Origin of the sequence: Flagellimonas marina (genome assembly GCF_042651185.1) — a bacterium.
In the GTDB taxonomy this organism is placed as follows: Bacteria; Bacteroidota; Bacteroidia; order Flavobacteriales; family Flavobacteriaceae; genus Flagellimonas; species Flagellimonas marina.
Map to the genome: position 1 here is coordinate 134,107 of NZ_JBHSCL010000002.1, position 12,202 is coordinate 146,308.

Sequence of the window (12,202 nt, forward strand, 5' to 3'; positions counted from 1 at the left end):
AGTTTTAGTAGATTATCGAATATTCACCACCTCTTTTGCCAAATTCTTAACCATTTTATTCAAAAACTGAAAAGGGTTTTACTCAGGAAATTAGGTCGGCCAAGGTATTCTTTCGATACACATCCAAAGCGCTATCACGCACTTGGAGCATTAATTTATGCACGGAACATTCTTCCTCATCGGGGCAATCATCACACTTTTCATAGAAATTCAAGCTCACACAGGGCACCATGGCAATAGGCCCTTCCAAAACCCGCATTACTGCTGTCATCGGAATTTCGTGAGGTTCCTTGATAAGATAATAACCACCCCCTTTTCCCTTTTTTGAACCAAGAAATCCATTTCTTCTAAGGGTCAACAGAATGCTTTCTAGAAACTTTTGTGAAATATTCTCATGCTTGGCAATTTCTGCAATCTGAACGGGCTCTTTAGTTCCCACCGAAGCAAGGTACGTGAGTGCTTTTAGGCCATATTTTGTCTTCTTGGAGAGCATCCCACGAATATAGCGAAAATTAACAATCCGCCTTTAAAATATCATGGGTGTAGTGTACTATTCCAACGCCTGCTCAATATCGGCTATAATGTCTTGTATGTTTTCCAATCCAACTGAAACGCGGACCATACCATCTGAAATCCCAACGGACTCTCGGTCTTCCTTACTCAATTTACTGTGGGTGGTAGATGCAGGATGGGTAACAATGCTCCTAGCATCGCCCAAATTTGCCGAAAGGGACAACAGTTCAATATTATCAAAGAATTTTTTTCCAGCTTCAAGACCACCTTTTACTTCAAAAGCTACCACACAGCCACCAGCCTTCATTTGTTTTTTGGCCAATTCGTATTGGGGGTGTGATGTTAAAAACGGATACTTCACCCATTCAATCTTGTCATGGTTTTCCAAATACGTGGCCAATTCCAAAGCATTGGCACAATGTCTGTCCACCCGAAGGGCCAACGTTTCCAAACTCTTGGACAAAACCCAGGCATTGAAAGGTGATAGCGCTGGACCGGTAATCCGCGAAAAACGATATACTTTGTCCACCAACTCGTTACTGCCCACAGTTATTCCAGCCAAAACCCGGCCCTGACCGTCCATCAATTTAGTTCCTGAGTGAATGACCAAATCGGCTCCAAATTGTATCGGCTGTTGCAAGTATGGGGATGCAAAACAGTTATCAATAATAAAAATAAGCCCATGTTTTTTGGCAATATTTCCCAAGCGTTCCAAATCCAATACATCTACCCCAGGGTTGGTTGGCGATTCCACAAAAATGATCTTGGTGTTAGTTTTGATTAAGTCTTCAACTGTGTCCAAGTCGTTGGCTCCAAAATAACTTGTGGTAATGTTCCATTTTGGAAAAAACTGGGTAAACAAGGTATGTGTTGAGCCAAAAACACTTTTGCAGGATACAATATGGTCCCCACTTTCCAATAAAGCTACGAAGGTTGAATATACAGCTGCCATACCGGAAGCAAAAGCAAAACCGTTTTCAGCTCCTTCCATCTTGCATACCTTATCTATAAACTCCGAAGAGTTGGGATTGGAATAGCGCGAATAAATGTTCCGGTCCTTTTCCTCTGCAAAAGAAGCCCTCATATCCTCGGCATCCTCAAACACAAAACTGGAAGTTAGGTACATTGGGCTGGAATGCTCCAAAAATTGCGTACGCTCCATTTGCGTACGTATTGCTTCTGTTTCAAACTGCTTACTGCTCTTTCTCATATCTTTTCTGCTATTCTTAAAATATCCCCAAATACGCCGCGTGCGGTCACCGCGGCTCCTGCCCCTGCACCTTGTATTACCAAGGGGCTCTCTCCGTAGGATTCCGTATATATCTCAATTATGGAATCCGAACCTTTCACCTGACCCAAGGCACTTTCTTTGGGTACGGAGACTAATTTCACTTCCAAAAAACCTTTATCTTGTTGCAAATCACCATGAAGGTCTCCTACATATCTAAGTACATGACCTTCCTTCTGATTATTTTTAATTTCAGTGTAGATTTTATCCATATTTCCAATTTGGGTAGCAAAATCATCAAATGAAAGTGTTCGCAACTCCTCTGGAATCAGATTTTCCACTGAAATATCGGAAAACTCATTCTTCAAATCCAACTCCCTGGCCAATATCAACAGTTTTCTACCCACATCATTGCCCGACAAGTCTTCACGTGGGTCGGGTTCGGTAAACCCTTTTGCCATTGCTTCTTTTATAATGGATGAAAACGAGGTATCCACCTCCGAAAAGGTATTGAAAATATAACTCAATGATCCAGAGAACACTCCTTTTATTCGGGTAATGTTTTCACCGGACAAGTGTAAAAGTTTAATGGTGTCAATCAATGGAAGTCCTGCTCCCACATTGGTTTCATACAGATACTGTTTCTGATTTTTCTCCAAACATTTACGAATAGACTTGTATTTTTCAAAACTAAGGGTGTTGGCAATTTTATTCGAAGAGACCAAATCGAAACCATGTTTGATCAAGGTTTCATAATTCTCAACAAATGGTTTGCTCGCTGTATTGTCCACTGCGATCAGGTTTTCCAAATGATGGGTTTTGGCAAAAACGATGATATCTTCAATTTGATAGGGTTTTCCCTCCTTTTCCAATCTTTTTTTCCAGTTAGTACCGATTCCCTTTTCGTCTAAAAGCACTTTCTTGGAATTGGACACGGCAAAGACCTTAAGGTCTATTCCTTTTCGTGCTTCAATATTTTTATTGGAGTCTAAAAGCTGTTCAATCAGGGTACCTCCCACATTACCATGCCCAAATAGGGCTAAGTTTATTTTCTTGGCAATTCCAAAAATCTGCCCGTGAATTACGTTGATGGCCTTGTTCAAATCTGCATTTTTCACCACCATACTCACATTCTTACCTGTCACGGTATTGTTGAAAAGCAAAGGGATTACCTGATTCTTGACCAGGGCATTGAACGGTTTATGAAAGCTGCTCAAATCCATTCCAACTATGGAAATGACCGAAACATCTTTCACCACAGTGATTTGATTAATGTCATGCGATGAATAATCGGTCTCGAACTCTTGGTCAAGAACTTTCTTGGCCTTTTGGGCTTTAGAAGCATCCACCACCAAACCAATACCACGTTCTGATGACCCTTGGGAAATGATTCCGACGCTAATTCCATTTTGACCCAAGGCCCTAAATATTCGGGCATCTATTCCCACTTTACCCAAAAGTCCGCGGCCTTCTATATTAATCAAGGCCATTTTATCTAAAACTGACAAAGATTTGATGCCCCCGTTATTGGTTTTCGGGCCAATCAATGTCCCTTGGTTGTCATCATTAAACGTATTGCAAATCCGTAAAGGAATGTTCTTTTCAATGAGTGGGATGATGGTCTTGGCATGCAGGATGTTGGCTCCAAAATTCGCTAATTCGTTCGCCTCATCGTATGAGATAACATCAATCAATTTTGCCTCGGGCACCAAATCTGGATTTGCGGTAAAAATTCCATCTACATGGGTATAATTGATCAATTCAGAAGCATCCAAAAAGTTGGCCAAAAGTGCTGCTGAATAGTTGGTGCCATTTCTACCCAAAGTAGTGGTAACACCCTCTTTGGTAGACCCAATAAAGCCGGTCACCACAGGAATTGTATCCGAATCCACATCGTGAAAACAACGAATCACATTTTCTTTGGAAATGCCTTGGTCCACTTCCGCATTGTTATGGGAATCATCAGTTTTAATCAAGCTTCTGGAATCAATCAACTGTGCTTTTAGCCCTTTTTGTTTTAAAAGTGCCGTGACGGTTTTGCCAGAAATCAGTTCCCCAAAAGACAATACTTCATCTTTGGTTCGAAGGCTATAATCACCGGTTAGAGAGACCCCGCTCAATATCTTTTCAATGGCTTTGAGTTCTTCTTTGAGGTCAATCCCATCAAAATCGTTTTTCTGATACAGTGAAAAAGTCTTCAAATCTTCGGCAAAGGCCTCCCCTTTTGCTGCCTTTTCCAATAGATTTTCCAATTGATCCGTAGCCTTTCCTCGAGCCGAAACCACTACGGCAAAATGTTCATTATTCTTTGCACGATTGCTTATGATTTTCAAAACGCGATCAATGCCCTCTCCATTGGCCAAAGATTTCCCTCCAAATTTTAGGATTTTGATACGCTCATGCCTTCCATTTTTCTGAAAAATGGTTTCCAATAGCTTCTCCAACTGTTCAAACTCCATCAAAAAGGCATCGTGCCCATGTACCGATTGTACCTCACCGTAAGTGACATTGGTATTGGCCAAGGCCAAGCGTTTATAGGTCTCCTTGTTTTCCTCGGCAGTAAAGAACAAATCGGAATTGACGCCAACAATATGAATCTTCGTATCACTATCTTGAAGGGCTTTGAAGGCCTCTTCTCCATTTCGGGTAATGTCGATGGTCTTCAAAAGCTGATTCATCAATTTATAGGCGGATAATTGAAAGCGCTCTTGGAGTTTCTTTCCATGGTGCATCAACCAGCTTTCCACATTAAATACCTGAAGTTCCTCATTGGTACTCCTTTTGAAGCGTTCCTTAAAAGATTCCGGGGTGCGGTAACATAACATCGCGTGCATACGTGCATCATGCACGGGTTGTTTGGAATTTACCAAAAACTGCTCTTGAATCTGGCAATTGGCGATCAGCCAATCTGTGGATTTCCAATCTGAGGCCACAGGTATTAAATGTTCCGTAATAGCAGGATTCAACGCTGCCATCTCCCAAGCAATTCCACCCCCCAAAGAACCGCCAATAATCGCAAATAAACGGTTAATCTGTAATTGTTTCAATCCCAAAAGAAAAATGCGGGCAATATCGCAGGCTACAAAATCCTTATAATTTTCAATGACAAATCCGTCATACCCATTCCCCGGGATATTAAAAGCCAAAATGGTATAGGTATCGGTATTGATGCACTTGCCCTCCCCTATCAAATCGGACCACCAACCCTCTTCACCAGCCACATTGGAGTTTCCGGTAAGGGCATGGTTCACCAGTACTATGGGTGCCGTATGTAAGGGTTGACCAAACACCTGGTATGATAGCTTTAAGTCTTGGGCAACACCACTTTGGGTTGTAAATTTTTCTATGTTCAGATGCTGCAGCATAGCTGTTTTACGTCATTAATCTATTAATCACCTATTTAAATGGCGGCAAAAGCCTGTGTCAAGTCAGCTTTTAAGTCTTCTATATCTTCCAGTCCTACCGACAATCGAATTAAATCTTGGGTAACACCGGCACTTTCCTGTTGTTCTTCGTTCAATTGCTGGTGGGTAGTACTAGCGGGGTGGATGATCAAGGATTTGGTATCGCCGATATTAGCCAATAATGAGAATATTTTTGTGGCATCCGTTAGTTTTTTTGCTGCTTCAAAGCCACCTTTTACCCCAAAGGTAACGATTCCACTCTGCCCTTTAGGCAGGTACTCCTTTGCCAAATCGTTATACTTACTGCTCTTAAGGCCCGGATAATTTACCCAAGCGACCTCTTCTCTGTTTTCGAGCCATTCTGCTAGGGCCAGTGCATTTTCGCTGTGTTGTCTTATTCGAACTGGCAAAGTTTCCAACCCTTGTAAAATCTGAAAAGCATTGAATGGGCTCAAGGCGCCACCAAAATCACGTAGTCCCTCTAAAATCAATTTAAAAGTGTAGGCTGCGGCTCCCAAAGCTTCATGATATACCAAACCGTGATAACCGGCTGAAGGTTCCGTAAACTCAGGGAACTTTCCATTGGCCCAATCAAAGGTACCAGCATCAATAATGGCACCACCAAGAGAATTACCCTGACCACCAATATATTTTGTTAGGGAATGAATTACCAAATTGGCACCATGCTCGATGGGATTCAACAACCCTGGTGTAGCTACAGTATTATCCACAATAAAAGGTACTTGGGCCGCTTTGGCTTCCTTAGATATTCCTTTTAAATCAAGAACATCCAATTTTGGATTTCCCAATGACTCCACAAAGAATGCTCGTGTATTTTCTTGGACGGCAGTAGCAAAATTGGATGGGTCTGATGCATCTACAAAAGTGGTGGTAATGCCCAACCTTGGCAAGGTCACATTCAATAAGTTGTAGGTCCCTCCATACAAGCTACTCGAAGCCACAATATGATCTCCCGTTTTTAAGAGCGTCATTAAACCTGTTGAAATGGCAGACGCTCCAGAAGCAAACACAACAGCACCAACACCACCCTCAATTGCAGCCAAACGCTCTTGTAAAACTTGATTGGTAGGGTTGTTCAAACGAGTGTATATAAAGCCAAGTTCCGCCAATGAAAATAAATTGGCAGCATGGTCAGTGTTGTTGAATACATACGAAGTGGACTGATAAATAGGTACAGCTCTGGTGCCAGCTGTTTGGGTAGTATCGTGTCCTGCATGTAATACATTGGTTGAAAATTTTTGATCGCTCATGACTTTTGCTTGTTTAATTTGTACATCAATAAAATAAAAGTCAAACCCCTTAGGCTAAGCCTACTGGAATAATCAAAAAGTTATAAGAAAGTGAAATCGAAAAAATGCCGATTGTCGTTATCTATTCCCATACGGGATAGAATGTAGCACCTTCATGGCTCTAGGGGCCAAGGGTTGCTAAGGCTTCAAAGGGTCTATTCCCTCCACCTTTCTTGATAACTATTCAATACGTGTTTGAACTTTGAGCGACAAATATACAGACGGAAAAACCGAAATTCCTAATCTTTTTGGAAAAATTCACAGAAGAACGTGTATTCCTCCTACTTTAAAACTGAAAACTCAATATTGGAATCCGTAAACACCGTATGGGTCTGGGTTTTAAAATCGGACGCATCAGCCTTAAAGATATTCTCCACATAGGTCTGCGGATTCAAATCGATCAACGGGAACCATGTGCTTTGCACCTGAACTTGCAACCTGTGTCCTTTTTTGAAGGTATGGAAAACATCCTGTAACTTGATATTCACATCAGTTTTCTGATTGGGTGTGAAAGGCTCAGGGTTGGAAAAACTGTTCCGGAACCGACCCCGCATTACTTCGCTGCGTACCATTAAATGGTAGTTGCTCATTCTAAGGTGATCCTGCATTTCTTCATTGGTTTCAGCTTCGGCAGGGTGTACATCAACAATCTTCACAATCCAATCGGCAGCGGTACCCGTGGTGGCGACCTTTAATTTGGCCATGATGTCACCAGCCAAAGTAAAATCTTCATCCAATACGTCTGTTTCAAAAACGAGTACATCGGAACGCCTTGCTGCGAAACGTTGATCGTCCGTCATATATTTTCTGGGAGTGAAAACAGTCTTCACATCTTCAGAATAAGGGACTGGTTTCTTAATATCACTTATAAACTGGATACCTAAAGTTCCTTTTTGTTCTGATGTCAACTTTTGGTTTTCGGAAAGGTACATAGTCTGCTTCACCATGTTTGCTGGCGGCCAGGCATCATATTGCTTCCATTCTTTTTTACCGGTGTCGAACACATAGGCTTCGGGCAAACCGGAATCCATGTCACCATCACCCTTTAAGAAGTGATTGAAAAATTTGGTCTCGATATTATCCTGAAAAAATTCAGAAATAGAGTCCCCAAAGTAGTAATTGCCTACTAAACTTCGGCCATTACGTCTGGCCCAACGACCGTGATCCCATGGACCAAAAACCATAGTATTGTAGTTTCCTTCGTTGTATTTTTCAATGTTCTTGTAGGTTTCCAACGGCCCGTATAAATCTTCAGCATCAAACCATCCGCCCACGATCATAGTGGCCACGCTACTCTTTACATCTTTTAAATGCTGAATAAGCCCTCGGCTTTGCCACATTTCATCATAGTTTGGATGTTCCTTTAATTCGTTCCAAAAAAAGTCGTCTGTGACTCCTTCAGGTCGCATTTTAGGCGTATCCCCCGTTTCGTACTCATAAAAATAATCCAGATTTTTAAGTGGTCCAGCATCCAGGAAAAACTGGTATTGATCTTCGGTAGGCAAATCTGGAAGCACATACCAGGCCGTATCAACCGGTTGGTCACCATTTGGGCGGGGAGTTCCAAAAAGGGCGGTTGCCCTAAAGTAACTCAACAAATAGGCCCCGTTATGGTGAAAATCATCAAAAAAGAAATCCCCAATACAGGCTTGGGGCGATGCCGCTTTTAAAGCAGGATGCGCATCAACCGTAGCGTAAGTAGCATAAAAACCAGGGTACGAGATTCCCCAAATCCCAACCTTGCCATTGTTGTTCTCCACATTATTCACCAACCACTCAATGGTATCGTAGGTGTCCGAACTTTCATCTACCTGATCATCGGAGGTTTTATTGGGAATGTAGGCCCGCATGTTTTCATAATGCCCTTCGCTCATCCATCTTCCACGGACATCTTGGTAGACAATAATGTTGCCTTCCTTCATCAAATTCACGTTGGGACCAATCTGAGTTCTAAAATTGCCCTCTCCATAGGGTTGTGAGCTGTATGGAGTACGCTGCATTATAATTGGGTATTCTTTTGATGTGTCTTTTGGAGAATATATGGTCGTGTGTAATTTTACGCCATCCCGCATCTCAATATCCACTTCTTGTTTGGTATAGTGGTCGGCCACATAGGTATCCGCAACGGCCACTTCGGTTTTAGTGGTTTTTTTACAACTTACCACAACAAATGACAAACAGAGACCCAATAGTAGGATACGAAATGAAGTTTTCATGCTTTTCGAATTTTGATTCTCTAAAACTACTAAAGTTCGGGAGAGTATGCCAACAAAAAAGCTATCTAAAAGCATTGAAATGCGTCATTCTGAATTCATTTCAGAATCTCATGATAATCATAAACAAATTGGTATGAGAACCTGAATCAAGTTCAGGTTGACGAAGATTTACTTCTTGGACAATTCTATGCTTTTATTTTAAGAATAGATAAAAGGATTACAGACCGAATGCCTCTTTCACCCGGTCCACCATATCCAATTTCTCCCAAGTAAACAGTTCTACTTCTTTTTGGATTTTTCCATTATATGGGGATTCAAAAACTTTGGTGACCGTTTGTGGTTCCTTGCCTAAATGTCCATAAGCTGCCGTTTCCAAATAGATGGGATTACGAAGCTTCAATCGCTCCTCGATGGCAAAGGGTCTCATGTCAAACAGTTCTGAAGCCTTTCTTGCAATTTCACCATCGGACATCCCAACATTGGAAGAACCATAAGTCTCCACAAAAAGTGATGTAGGTTCCACTACCCCAATGGCATAACTCACCTGTACCAAAATCTCATTAGCCACTCCGGCAGCCACCAAATTTTTTGCAATATGGCGAGCAGCATAGGCGGCACTTCGATCCACTTTGCTGGGGTCTTTTCCACTAAAAGCACCACCACCATGGGCCCCTTTACCACCGTATGTGTCCACGATGATTTTTCGACCAGTAAGGCCTGTATCGCCATGGGGACCCCCAATCACAAATTTTCCGGTTGGATTGATATGATATTTAATCTTATCATTAAACAGCTTCTGGATGCTATCGGGCAACAATTTTACAACCTCGGGAATTAAAATATTGATGATATCTTTCTTAATCTTGGCCAACATTGCATCATCACTGTCAAACTCATCATGCTGGGTTGAGATTACAATAGTGTCAATTCGTTGGGGAATATTATCATCTGAATATTCTATGGTGACCTGTGCTTTGGCATCAGGACGCAAATAGGATATTTTGTCACCTTTTCTCCTAAATTCTGCCAACACCTGAAGAATTTTGTGTGATATGTCCAAAGCCAAAGGCATGTAATTATCGGTTTCCTTGGTGGCATATCCGAACATCATGCCTTGATCGCCCGCCCCTTGTTCTTCTTTACTTCCACGATCTACACCTTGATTAATTTCTTGGGATTGTTCGTGAATCAAGGAAATTACCCCACAGGAATCCCCACTGAATTTATATTCGCCTTTGGTGTACCCAATTTGGTTGATCACATCCCGGGCAATACTTTGCAAATCCACATAGGTATGACTCTTCACCTCTCCGGCCAATACCACTTGCCCTGTAGTCACCAAGGTCTCACAGGCCACCTTGCTCTCTGGATCAAAGGCCAAGAAATTATCCAAAAGGGCATCACTGATTTGGTCCGCAATCTTATCTGGGTGCCCTTCACTAACGGATTCTGATGTAAACAAATATGCCATTATTCTTATGTATTAGAGGTAGCTTTGACCAAAGCCCTGTAAAGAAGTTCCAGACCCTGTTGAAGAGATGCCAAATGGTATTTGGCATGAACTGCTTTAGCATTTTTAGAGGTTGCAATCAGTCAAATCTTTCCTCATTTTGAAGGGCAAAAGTACATATTTGGAACATATTTTAAAACTTTGTTTTATACGGATTGTTAAGACTCCATTTCAAAGAGTTTTTTTTCTTTGACTGGATATACTTTGTATATTGCGACACTCATTAGCCTAACCATTTAACACCAACACCCTATGCATATTGCGGTAGCAGGAAACATTGGCGCCGGAAAGACCACCCTGACCAACTTATTGGCAAAGCATTATAAATGGGAAGCACATTTTGAAGATGTGGTGGACAATCCGTATTTGGATGATTTCTACACCCAAATGGCACGTTGGAGTTTTAACCTGCAGATCTACTTTTTGAACAGCCGCTATCGCCAAATTTTGAAGATCAGGGAAACGGGAAAAAATGTAATCCAAGACCGAACCATTTACGAGGATGCCCACATCTTTGCCCCCAACCTGCACGCCATGGGATTGATGACCAACCGCGATTACGAAAATTACAAAGGGCTTTTTGAGCTGATGGAAAGTTTGGTGCAACCACCCGATCTATTGATCTATCTGCGCAGTTCCATTCCCAATTTGGTGAACCAAATCCATAAACGTGGACGGGAATATGAAAATTCCATCTCTATTGACTACCTCAGCCGCTTGAATGAACGCTACGAAGCCTGGGCCAATACCTACAAAAAAGGAAAACTTTTGATTTTTGAAGTGGACAACCTCAATTTTGTGGATGACCCCGAAGATTTGGGTAAAGTAATCAACCGCATTGATGCGGAGATTCATGGGTTGTTTGAGTAAAATTCAAACCAAAACCTCCACCCTTTAGTCTTACCGCGTTTTATTCAAGGGATATCGGTATATTTAATTGCTGATTAATTTTCCAGTGGTTAAAAATTCATGAAAGCTTTAGTATATGAAAACTTTGAAGGTGCATTGCGTATTCAATCTGTACCTGACCCTACCCCAAACGATTATGGCGTGGTAGTAAAAGTTGAAGCTACTGGCCTTTGCCTGAGCGATTGGCACGGCTGGATGGGGCATGACCCCGACATTAAACTCCCCCATGTACCTGGACACGAACTGGCAGGCACTGTGGCCGCCATCGGAAAAAACGTAGTGAACTTTAAAATTGGAGATTGCGTTACCGTCCCCTTTGTCTGCGGTTGTGGCACTTGTGTCGAATGCAAATCGGGCAACCACCAAGTATGCGACCATCAATCCCAACCCGGCTTTACACATTGGGGTTCCTTCGCTGAATATGTGGCTTTGGATTATGCTGATACCAATTTGGTGAAAATACCTGATGGAATCACCAATGAAACTGCCGCTATTTTAGGGTGCCGGTTTATAACAGCATTTAGAGCTGTTGTAGAACAAGGAAAAGTAACTGGTGGTCAATATGTAGTGGTGCATGGCTGCGGCGGTGTTGGACTTTCAGCCATTATGATTGCCAATGCACTGGGTGCACATGTCATTGCTGTTGACATCAATGAAGACACCTTGCATCTTGCCAAAGAATTGGGAGCCGTGGACACCATCAATGCCCAAAAAAGTTCGGATGTAGTGACCGAAGTAAAAGCATTGACCCGTGGTGGTGCACATGTATCCCTTGATGCGTTGGGGAATCCTGTCACCTGTTTCAACTCCATTGCCAATCTAAGGAAAAGAGGCAAGCATATTCAAGTGGGATTAATGACAGGAGACCACAAACATCCCAAGATTCCAATGGATTTGGTAGTAGCTAATGAACTAGAAGTCCTCGGAAGCCATGGCATGCAAGCTTTTAAATATCCAGAAATGTTGAAAATGATTCAGCAAGGAAAACTCAACCCACAAAAACTCATAGAACGGACCATCACCTTGGAAGATGCCATCACCGCGCTTCCAAACATGCATAACTTTGAAAATAAGGGCGTACTCGTCATCAATTCCTTTTAAATCAATAAACC

General features: G+C 42.1%; 8 protein-coding genes and 1 riboswitch. Of the genes, 2 read left to right on the top strand and 6 right to left on the bottom strand.

The features are described from left to right. Window positions 1-82 precede the first annotated feature (82 nt). The 6 genes from ACFOWS_RS00805 to metK all read right to left on the bottom strand — a co-directional run bounded on the left by ACFOWS_RS00805 (window position 83) and on the right by metK (window position 10,142). Window positions 83-493, bottom strand: a complete 411-nt coding sequence (locus tag ACFOWS_RS00805) for an RrF2 family transcriptional regulator (RefSeq protein ID WP_366584788.1) — start codon at window positions 491-493, stop codon at window positions 83-85. 57 nt (window positions 494-550) lie between these two features. Next, window positions 551-1,723, bottom strand: coding sequence for a trans-sulfuration enzyme family protein (locus ACFOWS_RS00810; protein WP_379762026.1), 1,173 nt, complete (start codon window positions 1,721-1,723; stop codon window positions 551-553). Further along, a complete protein-coding gene (gene thrA, locus ACFOWS_RS00815) occupies window positions 1,720-5,106 on the bottom strand; it encodes a bifunctional aspartate kinase/homoserine dehydrogenase I (protein WP_379762028.1) in 3,387 nt (1,128 codons plus the stop codon). The genes ACFOWS_RS00810 and thrA overlap by 4 nt, the downstream gene beginning before the upstream one ends. A 35-nt stretch (window positions 5,107-5,141) precedes the next feature. Continuing rightward, window positions 5,142-6,416: an O-acetylhomoserine aminocarboxypropyltransferase/cysteine synthase family protein gene (locus ACFOWS_RS00820; RefSeq protein WP_379762029.1), complete on the bottom strand. Its 1,275-nt coding sequence runs from the start codon at window positions 6,414-6,416 to the stop codon at window positions 5,142-5,144. A gap of 114 nt (window positions 6,417-6,530) precedes the next feature. Then, a riboswitch (SAM riboswitch) is annotated at window positions 6,531-6,638 on the bottom strand. Between the two features lie 98 nt (window positions 6,639-6,736). Then, window positions 6,737-8,671, bottom strand: coding sequence for a CocE/NonD family hydrolase (locus ACFOWS_RS00825; RefSeq protein ID WP_379762030.1), 1,935 nt, complete (start codon window positions 8,669-8,671; stop codon window positions 6,737-6,739). A gap of 217 nt (window positions 8,672-8,888) precedes the next feature. After that, window positions 8,889-10,142: a methionine adenosyltransferase gene (gene metK / locus ACFOWS_RS00830; protein ID WP_379762031.1), complete on the bottom strand. Its 1,254-nt coding sequence runs from the start codon at window positions 10,140-10,142 to the stop codon at window positions 8,889-8,891. A 291-nt stretch (window positions 10,143-10,433) separates the two neighbouring features. Between metK and ACFOWS_RS00835 the strand changes: the two genes are divergently transcribed. Then, complete coding sequence (locus ACFOWS_RS00835; RefSeq protein WP_379762032.1) at window positions 10,434-11,051, top strand: deoxynucleoside kinase; 618 nt, start codon at window positions 10,434-10,436, stop codon at window positions 11,049-11,051. Between the two features lie 99 nt (window positions 11,052-11,150). Further along, complete coding sequence (locus ACFOWS_RS00840) at window positions 11,151-12,191, top strand: zinc-dependent alcohol dehydrogenase family protein (RefSeq protein ID WP_379762033.1); 1,041 nt, start codon at window positions 11,151-11,153, stop codon at window positions 12,189-12,191. Window positions 12,192-12,202: the final 11 nt, after the last annotated feature.

Excerpts from the sequence above, each read along its gene's own strand:
- ACFOWS_RS00805 (WP_366584788.1), bottom strand. The coding sequence starts at position 493 with ATGCTCTCCAAGAAGACAAAATATGGCCTAAAAGCACTCACGTACCTT.
- ACFOWS_RS00810 (WP_379762026.1), bottom strand. The coding sequence starts at position 1,723 with ATGAGAAAGAGCAGTAAGCAGTTTGAAACAGAAGCAATACGTACGCAA.
- thrA (WP_379762028.1), bottom strand. The coding sequence starts at position 5,106 with ATGCTGCAGCATCTGAACATAGAAAAATTTACAACCCAAAGTGGTGTT.
- ACFOWS_RS00820 (WP_379762029.1), bottom strand. The coding sequence starts at position 6,416 with ATGAGCGATCAAAAATTTTCAACCAATGTATTACATGCAGGACACGAT.
- ACFOWS_RS00825 (WP_379762030.1), bottom strand. The coding sequence starts at position 8,671 with ATGAAAACTTCATTTCGTATCCTACTATTGGGTCTCTGTTTGTCATTT.
- metK (WP_379762031.1), bottom strand. The coding sequence starts at position 10,142 with ATGGCATATTTGTTTACATCAGAATCCGTTAGTGAAGGGCACCCAGAT.
- ACFOWS_RS00835 (WP_379762032.1), top strand. The coding sequence starts at position 10,434 with ATGCATATTGCGGTAGCAGGAAACATTGGCGCCGGAAAGACCACCCTG.
- ACFOWS_RS00840 (WP_379762033.1), top strand. The coding sequence starts at position 11,151 with ATGAAAGCTTTAGTATATGAAAACTTTGAAGGTGCATTGCGTATTCAA.